Origin of the sequence: Streptomyces sp. NBC_00075 (assembly GCF_045041225.1) — a bacterium.
Lineage (GTDB): Bacteria > Actinomycetota > Actinomycetes > Streptomycetales > Streptomycetaceae > Streptomyces > Streptomyces adonidis.
Genome location: NZ_CP108243.1, coordinates 2,256,924 through 2,271,967, shown reverse-complemented (window position 1 = coordinate 2,271,967; position 15,044 = coordinate 2,256,924). Strand labels below are relative to the sequence as shown.

Here is a 15,044-nt window from a genome sequence, read left to right as displayed (position 1 = left end):
ACTTGCTTGGCAGGGCGGCGAGTTACTGCTTCACCCCGCCCGTGGCCAGACCGCTCTGCCAGTACCGCTGGAGGAGCAGGAAGGCCACGACGAGCGGGACCACCGAGATCATCGAGCCGGTCACGACCAGCGCGAGCATGTCGCTGCTGGCGCCCGCCCCGCCGTTCTGCGCCTGGGCGGCCCAGGAGGAGAGCCCGAGCGTGATCGGGTACAGACTCGAGTCGTTGAGCATGATCAGCGGCAGGAAGTAGTTGTTCCAGGTCGCCACCAGCGTGAACAGCAGCACGGTCACCAGGCCGGGTGCGAGGAGCCGCAGCACGATCTGGAAGAAGATCCGGAACTCCCCGGCCCCGTCCATCCGGGCGGCTTCGAGGATGCTGTCGGGCACGGCGTCCTGCGCGTACACCCGCATGAGATACAGCCCGAAGGGGCTCACCAGTGAAGGCAGGATGATCGCCCACGGCGTGTTCACCAGCCCGACCTTCGCGAACAGCAGGTAGGTCGGGATGGCCAGCGCGGTCGCCGGCACCATGACCGCGCCGAGTACGAGGTTGAAGGCGGCGCCGTTCCCACGGAACCGGAACTTGGCGAACCCGTACCCCGCCGCTGCCGCCAGCAGTGCGGCACCGACGGCGCTGACACCGGCGTACAGCAGGGTGTTGAGCAGCCAGTGCAGGAAGACGCCGTCGTCCTGGGTGAAGGTGTCGCGGATGTTCGTCAGCAGTTGCGGGGCGTCGGAGAACCACAGGCCGAAGCTGTTGATCAGGTCCTGCGTGCTCTTCGTCGAGGCGATCAGCAGCCAGAAGAGGGGGAGGAGGAAGTAGGCCAGCACCGCCAGCATGGCGATCGTCAGGGGGGTGCTGCGGCGGCGGGACGGGCGTCCGCGCCGCTGCTTCGACGCCTTGGGTTCGGGGTCCGCCGGGCGAACCACGCTGCTCGCGGGGGGAGTTGTGGTGGTCACGCGGGCCTCCTGCGGTTCGCGGTGAGGAGGAAGGCGTACGAGATGATCACGATGACCAGCCCGAGGAGGAAGGAGACCGCCGCCGCGTAGTTGATCTGCTGGCTGGTGAACGCGAGCGTGTAGGCGTAGAGGTTGGCGGTGTACGAGCTGTCGATGACGTCCGGGACGATCTTCATCAGCAGGTTGGGCTCGTTGAAGAGCTGGAAGCTGCCGATCACCGAGAAGAGCAGGGTGAGTGTCAACGCGGGCCGTAGCGCCGGGAGTTTGATGGACCAGGCGATCCGCCAGGCGCCCGCTCCGTCCAGTGCGGCGGCCTCGTACAGGTCCGTCGGAATGGTCCGCAGGGCCGCGTACAGGATGATCATGTTGTAGCCGACGAACTCCCAGGTGACGATGTTCGCCAGGCTGCCGAGCATCCAGCTGTCGGTGAGGAAGTGCGGGGCGGGCAGGCTCAGTTTGTCGCTGAGCTGGGCGAACGGGCCGAAGTCCGGGCCGTAGAGGTAGCCCCACATCAGGGTGGCGACCACGCTCGGCACGGCGTACGGCACGAAGATGCCCAGCCGGATCACCTTGGCGAGCCGCAGCAGGCCGCTGTCCAGCGCGAGCGCGAAGAGCAGGGCGAGCAGCAGCATCACCGGGACCTGGATGACGAAGAAGGTCGCCACCCGGACGACGCCCTCGCGGAGCTGTGGGTCCTTGACCGCGGTGAGGTAGTTGTCCAGGCCGACGAACGACGTGCCGCCGACCAACTTCTCCTGGAACAGGCTCAGATAGGCCGCGTAGCCCAGCGGGGCGAGGAAGAGGAGAAGGAACAGGACCATGAAGGGGGCGATGAACAGCGGGCCCGCCGACCGTGGTCGTGCGAGGAGCTTGGACATCAGGTCGCCGCCTTCACCGTGAAGCCCTGCTTCTTGGCGAACGTGGTGAGCCGCGACTGCCAGCCCGCCAGCGCGGCGACCGTGTCGGTCTTCCGGGCCAGGGACAGGCCGACGGTCTCCGTCCAGTCGGTGGCCACCTGGTCGAGGAAGGGCGGCCACTGGAAGGAGGGGTCGACCTGGGCGCTGATGCCGGCGAAGACCTCGTTGACCTTCTGGCCGCCGTAGAAGGCGGGGGCGGCGCCGCTGAAACTCGCGTCCGCGAGCAGTGCCTTGGTGGCGGGGAAGAAGAACTGCTTCGTCGCGAACAGCTTCGCGCTCTCGGGGTCGCTGTTGAGGAACTTGGCGAACTCGGCCGCGGCGATGGGGTTCTTGGTGGAGCGGATCACGGCGGTCGTCGAGCCGCCCCAGTTCCCGGCGCTCGGCTTGGCGGCGTCCCACTGCGGCAGCGGGGCGGCCCGCCACTTGCCGGTGGTGTCCTTGGCCGAGCCGGAGAGGAAGGCCGGGCCCCAGGCGCCGACGATCCAGGTGGCGTACTTTCCCTTGTTGAGTGCGGCGTACCAGGAGTCGGTGAAGTCCGGCTCGACGCCGATGACGCCCTCCTGGGCGAGTGCGCCCCAGAACGCGCCGAGCTTCTTGGAGACCGCGTCGTCGACGCTGATCGTGATGTCGCTCTTGCCGGAGGTGACGTACGGCTTGGCGCCGGCCTGCCACAACAGGCCGTGCCAGGCGGCCACTTGGTTCGCGGCGAGGTTGGTGAGGTACACGTCCGGGTCGGCCTTGTGCAGCTTGCGCGCGGCCTCGGCGAACTCGTCCCAGGTCTTGGGGACTTCGATACCGTGTTTGTCGAAGATGTCCTGCCGGTACAGCATGCCCATCGGGCCGGTGTCCTGCGGGATCGCCCACACCTCGCCGTCGCTGCCGCTGACCTGGCTCCAGGTCCAGTCCACGAACTGCGACTTGAGGGCGGAGGCGCCGTACGGCCGCAGGTCGAGCAGGCTGTCGGTGATCGTGAAGGTCGGGATGGCCTGGAACTCGATCTGCACCAGGTCGGGGGCGCCGCTGCCGGCCTTGAGGGCGGTCCGCAGCTTGGTGTACTCCGGGGTGCCCTGACCGGCGTTGACGGCCTTGACCTTGATCGCCGGGTACTTCTTCTCGAAGAGGGCGATCTCCTGGGCGATCTCCGGGACCCACGTCCAGAACGTCAGCTCGGTCGGGGTCGTCATCGCCTTGTCGATGTCGGCCTGGCTGACCGGCTTCGACGAGGTCGAGCCGCCGTCGGACCCGCCACCGCCACAGGCGGACAGGGCCGCGCCGAGCGAGGTGGCACCGGCCGCGGTGAGCAGGAGACGGCGGCTGAGGGCAGAGGAGGAGGCGGGGATTCTGGGCATGGTGGACTCCGGCCAGGACGAAAGGGAGTGATGGGAGTGCAGGGGGAGGCGACAGGTGGGGCAGGCCGGCCTCTTGTCGGTGGGGCTGAGGGTGGGACTACAGGTGGGACTGGGACTGCGGGTGTGGCTACCGGTGGGGCGGGGGCGCTGTGGAGGACCGTACGACGAGGTCGACCGGTGGGTCGCTCGGCGGCAGGGGGTCCGCGTCCGGGTTCTCGATGGCGTGCAGGAGCCGCTTGAGGCCCTCTTGCGCCACGGCGTCGAACGGCTGCCGCACGGTGGTGAGCGGCGGGGTGATGTACGCGGCGACCGGGATGTCGTCGAACCCGACCACGCTGACGTCGTCCGGCACACGCCGGCCGGCCTCCGTCAGGGCCCGGATCAGCCCGATGGCCATGTCGTCGTTGGCGGCGAACACGGCGGTCACCGAGGGATCGGCGGCGAGTCGGCGGCCCGCCGCGTATCCGGAGGCGGCCGACCAGTCGCCCACGACGACGGGTGGCTCGGGCGCGCCATGGGCGGCGAGGGCGGCCCGCCAGGCGTCGAGCCGGTCCCTGGCCGCGAACCAGCGTGGCGGGCCGGAGAGATGATGGACCGTCATATGCCCGAGATCCAGGAGGTGTTGGGTGGCCGCCCGGGTGAGCAGGTCCGCCCCGCCGCCCGAGGTGACCGGGTGCGAGGAGGCGAAGGGCGACGGTGCACCGATGACCAGGACCGGTACGTCCACGGTCAGCTCCGCCAGGTCGGCGCCCTCGTCGATCGGTTCGGAGACGACGATGCCGTCCACCCCCTGTTCGAGGAGTGAGCCGACGGCACCGGCGACGCCTGCCGGGTCCCCCTCCATCGTGCTGACGACCCGCAGCGCGTACCCGGTGTCCCGGACGGCGCGCTCGATGCCCATCAGCAGCGACGCGGGCCCGTACAGGGCGGTGCCCAGCGTCACCACGCCGATGGACCTCGTCCGCCCGGAGGCGAGCGCCCGGGCGGCGTTGTTCATCCGGTAGCCGAGGTCCTCGGCGGCCTGGAGAACACGGCGCCGTACGTCCTCGGAGACGTACCGCTCGCCGTTGAGCACCCGGGACACGGTCTTCTGGGAGACACCCGCGAGACGTGCCACGTCGACGCTGCGGGGCGTCGACGAGGCCGCACCCCGTCCTGTCTGTCGTGTCACGGCGACTCCTCGCGGATTTCTGACTGCGCTGTCATGACTGCGCAGTCATATCTACGCAGTCGGACGGGGCGCGTCAAGGGGTCGCGCAATCTCGGCGTAACTTTCGCCGCTGGAGTCGGGTGCGGGAGGAGGCTGGAATCGGGCGCCGGGGCTGGAAGGTGGGCGCCGGAACTGGGCGCCGGGGCGGGGTGCCGGAGCCGGATGGTGGAGCCGGACGGTTGAGTCAGGCGGCGAGGCGGGGTGCCGGAGCCGGATGGTGGAGTCGGACGGCGTTGTCAGGCGACGGGTGTTCGTGCGTGGCAGGCGGTCGGCGGGTGTCAGCGCGTGGCCGTCGGCAGTGGTTCGCCGAGGTCCCAGAACAGCCCGGCCATGATGCGCAGGCCCTCCCGCGCCACCGAACCGAGCAGGTGTTCGTCGGGGGCGTGCTGGGCGCAGGACGGGTGCGAGTGCGGCACCCATACGGTGGGCAGGCCCAGGATCTCCGCGAAGGCGTCGTTGGGGAGCGTGCCGCCCAGGTTGGGCAGCAGGGCCGGGACCTTGCCGGTGCTGCGGCGCAGGGAGGCCGTCGCCCAGTGGACCCAGGGGTCGTCCGGGTCGAGGCGGGTCGCCGGAACCGCCTGGAGCAGTTCGACCTCGACCATCGGCAGGCCGTGGGCGTCCAGGTGGGCGCGGACGATCGACTCCAGATCCTGCCAGGCGGTGCCGACGACGAACCGGAGCTGGACGTCCGCGTGCGCGCGGCCCGGGATGGCGCCGACCGGCTTGGCAGGGTCCCCGGCGGCCAGGGCGAGGACCTCCAGGGTGTTCCAGGCGAAGACCCGTTCGGCGGTCGTCAGACCGGGCTCGCCCCAGTCGGCGTCGACCTCGGGGTCGTCCGGCCCGCCGCCGACGGTGATGTCGGAAAGCGCCGCCGCCACCGCTTCCGGTACGGCCGGCGGGCGCAGCCCCTCCACCAGGATGCGACCCCGGGCGTCGACCATGGTGGCGAGGGCAGAGGCGAGCACGGTGGCGGGATTGCGCAGTGCGCCGCCCCAGTTGCCGGAGTGGTGGGCGCCGTCGCGCAGGGCCACGCGGAGCCGGAAGTTGGCGGCACCGCGTGAACCGAGGAACAGGGTCGGCCGGTCCGCCGAGATCCGGGGACCGTCGGAGGCGATCAGCAGATCGGCGGCCAGCTCGTCCTTCATCCGGCGGCACAGTTCGTGCAGCCCCGGCGAGCCGAACTCCTCGCCCGTCTCGACGAGCACCTTCAGATTGAAGCCGAGCCTGCCGTCCCGGGCCGCCAGGACCTGCTCGAGTGCGGCGAGATTGACGGTGTGCTGGCCCTTGTTGTCGGCGGTGCCGCGCCCGTAGAGCCGGTCGCCCTCGACGACGAGCCCCCACGGGGACAGCCCGGAACGCCACCGGCCCTCCTGCCCGGGCACCACGTCCGCGTGCCCGTAGACGAGCACGGTCACCAGCTCGTCGCCCTCGTGCCGATGGCCGAGGAGAAAGGGCCCCGCGCCCGGTTCCGGATTGTCGACGATCCGGACGTCCGCCCCCAACTTCCCTACGGCCGGGACGAGTTCGTCCTCCAGATACGTCCGCAGCGCGGCCGTGTCGACGGGCGGCCGGCTCTCCGTCGGGTACGCGACCCGGCGCCGCAGGTCGGCGAGGAAGTCACCGGAGTCGTAGTACGCCTCGGCCAGGCCGATGGCGGTGTCCCGTGTGGTCATGCGTTCCCTTCCCTCGGGGTTTTCCTACGTGTCTTCCTGCGTGTTTTCCTGCGCGCTTTCCTTCGAGCCCGCCGTCGGGCTTCCCTCCGCCGCCAGCCGGCCGTCCTCGCGGTTCAGCCAGTGCCGGCGCAGCGCTTCAAGGACCACCGAGACGTCGAAGGAGATCACCCCGGGCAGCTCGGCCAGGTCCTGGGTGAGGAACGCGGCAAGGCCGTCCTCGTCGCGGAAGACGCCCTGGTGGACGACGCAGAAGTTGCCGGCCGTCGTGGAGACGTACCGCGCGGAGGGGTGCCGGGCGAGCGCCTCGGCGACCCGCTGGATCGCGCCCGGCGACACGGTCAGGGCGACCACGGCCTCCAACGCGTAGCCGAGCAGGCCCGGTTCGATCTCGACGCGGGGGCGCACCAGGCCGCGCTGGAGCAACGACTGGGTGGTGCGGTAGGCGGTGGACGAGCCGATGCCCAGCTCCCTCGAGACCTGCGCGGCCGTGATCCGTCCGTCGGCCGCGAGCAGCCGCAGCGTACGGAGTTCGTCGCCGCCCGGCGGACCGGGGGTGCCGGGCGCGGCCGGCTCCTCGGCCGTGGACAGCAGGTACTTGGCGAGCAACTGCCTCTGGTCCTCCGCCAGTCGGGGCAGCCGCCAGGCGTCGGACTTGGCGGTCGCGCCGAGGACGAGTTCCGAGCGGGCGGACCGTACGCCGGGGGTGGCGGGGATGGTCCGGGTGAGCAGTTCGCGGGTACGGGCGCGGCGTGCGGGCTGGACGGAGCAGTAGACGTCCGCCTGCCCTGCGGTGACCGCGACGAGGGTCGCCTCGGGCAACTCGGCGAGCCTGCGGGCGACTTCGGGTGCCCGGCCCGGCTCGGCGGTCACCCACACGTGCCACGGCTTGCCCTCGCCCGACACCGACCAGTCGAGCTGGCCGATCACCCGCAGCAGCCGGTCCGACTCCAGCCGGGTCAGCCGCCGCCCCACGGTGCTCGCCGACAGCCCGAGCACCTCCGCCAGCAGGCTCAGCGGCGCGCGCGGGGCGTGCTGGAGCGCGGCGACGAGGTCCAGGTCGTCCTCGTCCAGCGGGATCTCGTCGTGCGGGCCGTCTGTCGCGTACTCCATGACACCCATCAACCCACAGAATGAATCCGCCAACCAGCCACTTCATGTGAACGATATGAGCGCAACAAGCTTTTAACTTGCATGATTACGGCGGCAGGGCCGTCAATGGGGGCAGCCGATCAGGAAGGCTCCGGCCAGATGACTTCCGTCGAGAAAGCCCCCGAAGGCACGCCCCCCGAAGAGAAGACCCCCGTCCCCTCCGCACCGCTCTCCGGTCTGCTCGGCCTGCTGGTCCGGATCGAGCGCGTCGGCAACAAACTCCCGCATCCCTTCTGGCTGTTCGGGGTGCTGGCCGTTGTACTCGCCCTGGTCAGCTGGGTGTTGGCCGCCGTCGGTGCCTCCGCTCCGAACCCCGCCAGCGGCGAGACGGCGACCGTCCGCAGCCTGGTCTCGGGCGCCGGTCTGAAGATGATGATCGGCGACGCGGTGACGAACTACGCCACCTTCCCGCCGCTTGGCACGATCCTCGTCGTCATGCTGGGCGTGGCCGTCGCCGACCGGGCCGGCCTGCTCCCCGCGATGCTGCGGGCCGCCGTCGCCCGGGTCCCCGCCCGCTGGCTGACGTTCACGCTCGCGTTCACCGGCATGGTCGCGCATGTCGCGTCGGACGCCGCGTACGTCGTCCTGGTGCCGCTCGGCGCGCTCGCGTTCAAGGCGGTGGGACGCAGCCCGATGCTCGGCGCGGTGGTGGCGTTCGTGTCGGTCGCCGCCGGGTACGACGCGAGCCCGCTGATCACGCCCATGGACGCGGTGCTCGCCGGCCTCACGACGGCCGCCGCCCACACCGTCGACCCGTCGTACGTGGTCAGTCCGCTCTCCAACTACTTCTTCTCCATCGGCTCCTCGCTGGTCCTGGCCACCGTCGTCACGGTGGTCACGGAGAAGGTCCTCGCCCGGCGGGTGGCGGCCATGCCGGAGGAGGCCGAGCCCGGAGAGGAGACGGGGGAGCAGGAGGACTCCGACGCGCTGACCCTGCGGCCCGAGGAGCGGCGCGGGCTGCGCCGCGCGGGCCTGACCCTGCTGGTGTACGCCGCGATCGTGGTCGTGGCGATGATCCCGCACGGGTCGCCGCTGCGGGGCGAGGGCGGCAGCATCGTGCAGTCGCCGGTGCTCACCGGCATCGCGGTCGTCCTCGCGGTGGCGTTCCTGATCACCGGCGCGGTGTACGGGCGCGCGGTGGGCACAGTACGCACCGGCCGCGACATCCCCGACCACATGGCGAGCGGGCTGCGCGAGATGGCGCCGATCCTCGTACTGTTCTTCGCCATCTCCCAGTTCCTCGCCTACTTCAAGTGGACCGGCGTCGGCGAGGTCATGGCGATCCGGGGCGCCGATCTGCTCAAGTCGGCGGGAATCACCGGCCCGTTGGCGTTCCTGGGCATCCTGCTCGTCTGTACGGTGATCAACCTGCTGGTGACGAGCGGCTCCGCCCAGTGGGCGCTGGTCGGCCCGGTCTTCGTACCGATGTTCATGCTGCTCGACATCCCGCCCGAGGTGACCCAGGCGGTGTACCGCATCGCCGACTCGTGCACCAACGCGGCGACCCCGATGAGCGCGTACTTCGTGATGACCCTGGGCGTCGTCCAGCGCTACCGGCGCTCCGCGGGCATCGGCACGCTGCTCTCCCTGACCCTGCCGCTGTGCCTGGTCATGCTGGCGACGTGGACCCTGCTGTTCTACGCCTGGTGGGCGCTGGGCATCCCGCTGGGACCGGGAGTGCCCGTCCGCTGAAGCCCGGCTCCCCGGAAGCCCACGTTCCCCATGTTCCTTGGTCTTCCTGGGTAGTTACCCGCTTTCCCATGTTTCCTTCCCCGCCGTACGAGGAGAGCCGCCCGTGCCGCTGCCCGACATCGAGTCCCTGGCCCGTACCGCCCTGCCCGAGATGACCGACGACCTGCGGACCCTGGTGGAATGCGAAACCCCCAGCGACGACAAGGAGTTGCTGTCCGCCGGACTCGCCGCCATCGAGGGGTGGGCGCACCGGCGCCTGGGCTCGCCGGACGAGGCCGTGCGCCACGACGGGGGCGAGCACGGAGACGTCCTGGAACTCCTCTACCGGGGCACCTCGGAGACGGAGGTGCTGCTGCTCGCCCACTACGACACCGTGTGGCCGGCCGGCACCCTCGCCGAGTGGCCGTTCACCGTGACGGACGACGGCCGGGTGAGCGCACCGGGCGCCTTCGACATGAAGTGCGGCCTGGTGCAGGCGATTTGGGCCCTGCGCCTGCTGCGCGAACGGAACCTGCCGCGTCCGACGGTACGGCTGCTCCTGAACGGCGACGAGGAGATCGGCAGCCCGTTCTCCCGGCCGCACATCGAGCGGCTCAGCGAGCGGGTGGCGGCCACGCTGGTGTGCGAACCGGCGGCGGGGCCGGACGGCGACCTGAAGACGGCCCGCAAGGGCGTCGGCCTCTTCGAGGTGGCCGTGGAGGGCGTGGAGGCTCACGCGGGCCTGGACCCGTACGGGGGCGCGAGTGCCGTGCACGCCCTGGCCGAACTGGTCACCAGGATCGCGGAGTTGGGTTCACGCGAGCACGGCACGACGGTCAACGTCGGTGTGATCAGCGGGGGTACGGGACGCAACGTCATCGCCGGACACGCCCGCTGCGGTGTCGACGTACGCATCGCCGACCCCGCCGAAGCGGCCCGTATCGACACCGAACTGGCCGCCCTCACGGCCTCCGACCCCCGGGTACGGGTGTCCGTCACCGGTGGCTGGAACCGTCCGGCGATGGTGCCGACGCCCGCCTCCCGACTCCTGTTCAAACAGGCGCAGTCGGTGGCGTCCGGGCTCGGCCGGCCGATCCGCGAGACGGGCGTGGGCGGAGCGAGCGACGGCAACTTCGTCTCCGCACTGGGACGCCCGGTCCTCGACGGCCTCGGCCCGGTGGGCGGCGGCGCCCACGCCCGCGACGAACACGTGCTGCTGGCCCACGTTCCGGCCCGTACGGCGCTCCTGGCGGGGCTGCTGATGGCTCACGTGGAATAGCCGGCCCCGGACGTACGCTGGAGGAGTAGTCGGCTCTAGCGAACGGGGACCGGGATGACCTACGAAGTGCAGACCACGGAGACCGCCGAGGCGGCGCGGCAGACACGGTTCGGGCAGCTGCCGGAGCGGATCCGCCTGGAGGACATGGTCGCCGGGCAGCCCGCGTCGGTGCCGGACCCGGCGAGGAACGCGTACAACGAGGACGAGTGGACGGTCCGGTACTGCCTGTGACGAAGGGCGGGCCGCCGGGTGTCCGGCGGCCCGCCCTGTAGGGGACGGGGATCGGTCAGCTCACGTCGGAGGCGTCCAGGCGGTACAGGCCGCTGCTGGTCGACGTGGTGGATGTGGACGTGGACGTCGAGGTGGAAGTCGACGAGCTGCTCGTCGAACTGGTGCTGTACTCCGAGGAGTCGACCGCCGTGCCGTTCGCCTTCACCCAGGTGGCGATCTCGGAGTTGGTGCCCTGGCCGCCGTCGCTGCTGACGATGATGTAGTGCAACTTGCCTGCCTTCACCAGGCTCTTGAGCTTGGCCAGGGTCATCGCGTTGTCGCTGCCCGACCAGCCGCCCATCGAGATCACGGGCTGGCCCGACTCCAGGATGATCGAGGACGCCGTCTGGTCGGTGGCCACCGCCAGCAGCCAAGTCGCGCCGTCCTGGTGCTTCTTGAGGTACGTGATCATGTCCGACGACACCTGGGTGCCGCCGCCCATCCCGCCGCCACCGTCGCCGGTGCCTCCACCGTCACCGCTCGGACGCGTGCCGGACTCGGCCGCCGCCTCCGACGAACTCCCGCTGGAGGACGACGAGTTGCCCGACGGGGGCGTCCCCATCGACTGGCCGCCGCTGTTGCTCGTACCGCTGCTGCCGCTCGTACCCCCGGAGCCCTGCGGAGCACCGCCACCGCCACCCATGCCCCCGCCCATGCCGCCACCCGTGCTGGGGCCGGCCGTCGGGTTCGTGCCGTTGGTGCTGGAGGTCGCGGCCGAGACCGAGTAGGCGGCCGGGCCGGCGAGCAGGGCGACCACCGCGGCCAGTGCCGCGATGCCCATCAGACGGTGCCGCTTGGTGAAGCGGCCGACCAGCAGGCCCAGTACGGCGATGGTGCCCGCGACCGCCACCACGATCTCCGCGACCGTGTACAGCGTGCCGGAGCCGGACACCCGCTGGAGCAGGACGACCGCCCAGACCGCGCTCGCCGCGATGGCCAGAGGGAGAACCCACGCCCACTTGGCCGCCGAACCCTCACGGAAGGCGCGGTACAGCATCACACCGCCGGCGCCCGCCAGGGCCGCGATACCGGGGGCCATGGCCGTGACGTAGTACGGGTGGAAGGTGCCCTCGGCGAGGGCGAAGGTCAGGTAGTGCAGGACGAACCAGCCGCCCCAGAGCATCAGCGCCGCCCGCTTGGCGTCCGTACGAGGGGCACGGCCGCGCAGGACCAGGCCCGCGACCAGGGCGATCAGCGCGAAGGGGATCAGCCAGGAGATCTGGCCGCCCATGATCTCGTTGAACATCCGGTAGAGGCCGGCCTCGCCGCCGAAGCTCGCGCCGTTGCCCTGCGAGCCCACCGACGAACTCGCCCCGAAGATCCGGCCGAAGCCGTTGTAGCCGATGACCAGGTCCCAGACCGTGTTGTCGGTCGAGCCGCCGATGTACGGGCGGGAGGAGGCCGGGATCAGGTCGACGACCACCATCCACCAGGCGGAGGAGACGATCAGGGCCACCGTGCCGACGGCCAGGTTGCGGATGCGCCTGCCGAGGCTCGCGTCGGCCGCCCAGAGGTAGACCAGGAAGAAGACCGGCAGGACGACGTACGCCTGCATCATCTTGGTGTTGAACGCGAAGCCGATGGCGACGCCCGACCACACCAGTGGCATCAGCCGGCCGGTGCGCACCGACTTCATCAGGGCGGCCGCGCCCAGCAGCATCAGGAAGACCAGGATCGGGTCCGGGTTGGTGTCCCGGGTGATCGCCACCGTGATGGGGGTGAGGGTGAGCGCGAGGGCCGAGATCGTCGCCGCCACCGGGCCGAAGTCCCGCTTGACCATGCGGAACAGCAGCGCGACCGAGCCCGTGCCGACCGCGACCATCGGCAGCATCAACTGCCAGGTGCCGTAACCGAACACGCGGGCCGACAGGCCCATCACCCAGAGGGCGAAGGGGGGTTTGTCGACGGTGATGAAGCTGCCGGAGTCCAACGCCCCGAAGAAGAACGCCTTCCAGCTCTTCGTGCCGCTGTACACGGCCGCGTTGTAGAAGGTGTTGCCGGTGATGGAGGAGAGGTTCCAGGCGTAGAGCGCCGTCGCGAGGAGGAGGATGCCCCAGAGGGTCGGGCGGGTCCAGCTCGGGTCCTCGGGGGCGCCGGTGAACAGGCGCTTGGCGCGGGCCGCGAGGCCGCCGCCGGAGGGCGGGGGTTCGGCGCGGTGGCGGGGTGCGGGTGCGCTGTCGCGGGTCGGCGGCGGGGCGAGGGTCGTCATGACGCGTACTCCAAGCTGGGGGCGGGGGTGCTGCTGGTGACGTGCTGGGGTGCGCCTACCGGGCGCCGTGCGGGTACGCGGTGGGGTACGGCGATCCGGGCGCGGCCGGTGAGGCTGTTGCGCAGCATCCGGCGCATGCCTCTGAGGTCGTCGAGGGCGGTGCGGACGATGTCGACCCGGCTGTCGGGGTCGTCGACCCAGTCGACCGGCACCTCGTGGATGCGGAGGCGGTTGCGCTGGGCGAGGACCAGCAACTCGGTGTCGAAGAACCAGGCGTTGTCCTCGATGTGCGGGGCGAGGGCCCGGAAGACGTCGGTGCGGACCGCCTTGAAGCCGCACTGGGCGTCCGAGAAGCGGGCCGCGAGGCCGAGCTTCAGGAGGAGGTTGTAGGAGCGGGAGACGAACTCGCGCTTCGGGCCGCGCACCACGTCTGCCTGACGGTGCAGCCGGCTGCCGATGGCCACGTCGCTGTGGCCGGAGAGAAGGGGCGCCACGAGCGGCAGGAAACCCGCCAGGCCCGTGGACAGGTCGACGTCCATGTAGGCGACCACGTCGGCCGTGGAGTCGCTCCACACGTGCTTCAGCGCGCGGCCCCGGCCCTTGGCGTCCAGATGGACGGCGTGGACATGGGGGAGGTGGAGCGTCAGGTCGGTCGCGACCTGCCAGGTGGCGTCAGTGCTGGCGTTGTCCGCGACCGTGATGCGGAACGGGAACGGGAAGGAGGCTTCGAGGTAGGCGTGGAGACGGCCGATGCTCTCGGCGAGTACGTGCGCCTCGTTGTACACCGGCACCACGATCTCGACCGAACGCTGCCGGACGCCCCTCGCGTTCGTTTCGTTCATGCCAGTGACGATCGGGGCCGTATCTGGGGCGACCCTGAGGCGACTCTGAGCGACGAATGAGAATCAGCGGACTCACAGGTTGCTCATAGGCACCCGGTGACACGTGACGTGTTGACACGTGACTTCAGGCCGTGTGCGCGTTCCCGCCGCCCGGCGTCGCCGACGCGATCAACTGGTCGATCAGCGCGATCAGTACGTCCCGGCACGACTCCCGGTCCCGTGCGTCGCACAGCAGGACCGGAGTGTGCTCCGGCAGCGCCAGCGCCTCCCGGATCTCGTCCGGCTCGTACGGATGCTCCCCGTGGAAGCCGTTCACCCCGACGACGAACGGGATGTCCCGGCGCTCGAAGAAGTCGATCGCCGCGAAGCTCGACTCCGGCCGGCGTACGTCGATGAGGACCACGGCCCCCAGCGCGCCGATCGCGAGGTCGTTCCACATGAACCAGAACCGTTGCTGTCCCGGCGTACCGAAGAGGTACAGGATCAGTTCCTGGCTCAGGGTGATCCGGCCGAAGTCGAGGGCCACGGTGGTGGCCTTCTTCTCCTCGATGCCGTCGAGGTCGTCGATGCCGAGGCCGGCCGCGGTGAGCGGTTCCTCGGTGCGCAGCGGCACGATCTCGCTGACCGAGCCGACCATCGTCGTCTTGCCCACGCCGAAGCCGCCGGCGATGAGGATCTTGACCGTGTCGGGCGCCGAGGTCCCGTTCGCGGTCGGGCTAGAGCCGGCCAAGGCCGTCCCTCACTTTCTGGAGCAGGTCCATGTCCGTGGTGCGCGAGATCTGGCGCGGGGACTGGGCGGTGATCCGGCCGGCCTCCAGCAGATCGCACAGCATGATGACGACCACGCTCACCGGCAGGTCCAGATGGGCCGCCAGCTCCGCCACCACGACGGGCCGTGCGCACAGCCGCAGGATCCGAGCGTGCTCGGGCTGCGGCCGCGCCACCCCGTCGGGCTGCGGCTCCACCGCCGTCACCGATGTGATCAGCGTGAAGTCGGCGCGGCTGGGCCGGGTCCGCCCGCCGGTGAGCGTGAACGGCCGGACGAGCCGGCCGGCCGCGTCGCTTCCGGTCACTTCACTCGCCGGCCGCGCCGGCGACCCCGGCACGCGGGGCCGCGCTGAGGTGCTCACCGATCTTCTTCACCAGCATGTTCATCTGGTACGCCACCACCCCGACGTCCGCTCCCTGGCTGGTGAGGACGGCCAGGTGGGCGCCCGGACCGGCCGCGGTGAGGATCAGGTAGCCGTTGCGCATCTCGATCAGCGCCTGGCGCACCGGACCGCCCCGGAAGTCCATGCTGACGCCCTTGCTGAGGCTCATCAGCCCGGACGCGGTCGCCGCGAGCCGCTCGGCGTCGTCGCGCAGGAACGCCGTCGACCTGCTGACGACCAGTCCGTCCTCGGAGAGCACGACGGCGTGGTTCACCTCGGCTACCCGGTCCACGAGTCCGGTGAGCAACTGGTCCAGCTCGGTGTGCGTGGCGGGGGTGGGGCGTGTCATTTCTCTGTCCTTCA

The 15,044-nt window shown here is 70.7% G+C and carries 14 protein-coding genes; 3 read left to right on the top strand and 11 right to left on the bottom strand.

Annotated elements, in window-relative coordinates:
• Positions 1–22: 22 nt before the first annotated feature.
• From OG787_RS09705 to OG787_RS09680, 6 genes are all read right to left on the bottom strand, one after another.
• Positions 23–961 carry a carbohydrate ABC transporter permease gene (locus OG787_RS09705; RefSeq protein ID WP_405534924.1) on the bottom strand — a complete coding sequence of 313 codons (939 nt, stop codon included), beginning with the start codon at positions 959–961 and terminating at the stop codon, positions 23–25.
• Positions 958–1,839, bottom strand: coding sequence for a carbohydrate ABC transporter permease (locus tag OG787_RS09700; RefSeq protein ID WP_369034644.1), 882 nt, complete (start codon positions 1,837–1,839; stop codon positions 958–960). The genes OG787_RS09705 and OG787_RS09700 overlap by 4 nt, the downstream gene beginning before the upstream one ends.
• A complete protein-coding gene (locus OG787_RS09695) occupies positions 1,839–3,227 on the bottom strand; it encodes an ABC transporter substrate-binding protein (RefSeq protein ID WP_369034645.1) in 1,389 nt (462 codons plus the stop codon). The genes OG787_RS09700 and OG787_RS09695 overlap by 1 nt, the downstream gene beginning before the upstream one ends.
• A 127-nt stretch (positions 3,228–3,354) precedes the next feature.
• Positions 3,355–4,398, bottom strand: a complete 1,044-nt coding sequence (locus OG787_RS09690; protein WP_369034646.1) for a LacI family DNA-binding transcriptional regulator — start codon at positions 4,396–4,398, stop codon at positions 3,355–3,357.
• A 317-nt stretch (positions 4,399–4,715) separates the two neighbouring features.
• Positions 4,716–6,110, bottom strand: coding sequence for a M20 family metallopeptidase (locus OG787_RS09685; protein WP_369034647.1), 1,395 nt, complete (start codon positions 6,108–6,110; stop codon positions 4,716–4,718).
• A gap of 24 nt (positions 6,111–6,134) precedes the next feature.
• Complete coding sequence (locus OG787_RS09680; protein ID WP_405534923.1) at positions 6,135–7,220, bottom strand: Lrp/AsnC family transcriptional regulator; 1,086 nt, start codon at positions 7,218–7,220, stop codon at positions 6,135–6,137.
• 138 nt (positions 7,221–7,358) lie between these two features.
• Here OG787_RS09680 and OG787_RS09675 point away from each other — a divergent pair, with 138 nt between their 5' ends.
• From OG787_RS09675 to OG787_RS09665, 3 genes are all read left to right on the top strand, one after another.
• Positions 7,359–8,951, top strand: coding sequence for an AbgT family transporter (locus OG787_RS09675; RefSeq protein WP_369034649.1), 1,593 nt, complete (start codon positions 7,359–7,361; stop codon positions 8,949–8,951).
• A 151-nt stretch (positions 8,952–9,102) separates the two neighbouring features.
• Complete coding sequence (locus OG787_RS09670; RefSeq protein ID WP_405540455.1) at positions 9,103–10,209, top strand: M20 family metallopeptidase; 1,107 nt, start codon at positions 9,103–9,105, stop codon at positions 10,207–10,209.
• Between the two features lie 54 nt (positions 10,210–10,263).
• On the top strand, positions 10,264–10,440 hold the full coding sequence (locus OG787_RS09665) for a hypothetical protein (RefSeq protein ID WP_369034651.1): 177 nt from the start codon (positions 10,264–10,266) through the stop codon (positions 10,438–10,440).
• 55 nt (positions 10,441–10,495) lie between these two features.
• Here OG787_RS09665 and OG787_RS09660 read toward each other — a convergent pair whose 3' ends face one another.
• The 5 genes from OG787_RS09660 to OG787_RS09640 form a co-directional block, all read right to left on the bottom strand.
• Positions 10,496–12,688, bottom strand: coding sequence for an ArnT family glycosyltransferase (locus OG787_RS09660; protein WP_405534922.1), 2,193 nt, complete (start codon positions 12,686–12,688; stop codon positions 10,496–10,498).
• Positions 12,685–13,530, bottom strand: coding sequence for a dolichyl-phosphate beta-glucosyltransferase (locus tag OG787_RS09655; RefSeq protein WP_405534921.1), 846 nt, complete (start codon positions 13,528–13,530; stop codon positions 12,685–12,687). Before OG787_RS09655 ends, OG787_RS09660 begins: the two co-directional genes overlap by 4 nt.
• Before the next feature lie 124 nt (positions 13,531–13,654).
• On the bottom strand, positions 13,655–14,260 hold the full coding sequence (locus tag OG787_RS09650; RefSeq protein WP_369034654.1) for an ATP/GTP-binding protein: 606 nt from the start codon (positions 14,258–14,260) through the stop codon (positions 13,655–13,657).
• Positions 14,247–14,603, bottom strand: coding sequence for a DUF742 domain-containing protein (locus OG787_RS09645; RefSeq protein ID WP_369034655.1), 357 nt, complete (start codon positions 14,601–14,603; stop codon positions 14,247–14,249). Before OG787_RS09645 ends, OG787_RS09650 begins: the two co-directional genes overlap by 14 nt.
• A gap of 1 nt (position 14,604) precedes the next feature.
• Positions 14,605–15,030: a roadblock/LC7 domain-containing protein gene (locus tag OG787_RS09640; RefSeq protein WP_053746758.1), complete on the bottom strand. Its 426-nt coding sequence runs from the start codon at positions 15,028–15,030 to the stop codon at positions 14,605–14,607.
• Positions 15,031–15,044: the final 14 nt, after the last annotated feature.

Coding starts and splice junctions, on each gene's coding strand:
- OG787_RS09695 (WP_369034645.1), bottom strand. CDS start 3,227: ATGCCCAGAATCCCCGCCTCCTCCTCTGCCCTCAGCCGCCGTCTCCTG.
- OG787_RS09675 (WP_369034649.1), top strand. CDS start 7,359: ATGACTTCCGTCGAGAAAGCCCCCGAAGGCACGCCCCCCGAAGAGAAG.
- OG787_RS09665 (WP_369034651.1), top strand. CDS start 10,264: ATGACCTACGAAGTGCAGACCACGGAGACCGCCGAGGCGGCGCGGCAG.
- OG787_RS09655 (WP_405534921.1), bottom strand. CDS start 13,530: ATGAACGAAACGAACGCGAGGGGCGTCCGGCAGCGTTCGGTCGAGATC.
- OG787_RS09660 (WP_405534922.1), bottom strand. CDS start 12,688: ATGACGACCCTCGCCCCGCCGCCGACCCGCGACAGCGCACCCGCACCC.
- OG787_RS09700 (WP_369034644.1), bottom strand. CDS start 1,839: ATGTCCAAGCTCCTCGCACGACCACGGTCGGCGGGCCCGCTGTTCATC.
- OG787_RS09640 (WP_053746758.1), bottom strand. CDS start 15,030: ATGACACGCCCCACCCCCGCCACGCACACCGAGCTGGACCAGTTGCTC.
- OG787_RS09680 (WP_405534923.1), bottom strand. CDS start 7,220: ATGGAGTACGCGACAGACGGCCCGCACGACGAGATCCCGCTGGACGAG.
- OG787_RS09670 (WP_405540455.1), top strand. CDS start 9,103: ATGACCGACGACCTGCGGACCCTGGTGGAATGCGAAACCCCCAGCGAC.
- OG787_RS09685 (WP_369034647.1), bottom strand. CDS start 6,110: ATGACCACACGGGACACCGCCATCGGCCTGGCCGAGGCGTACTACGAC.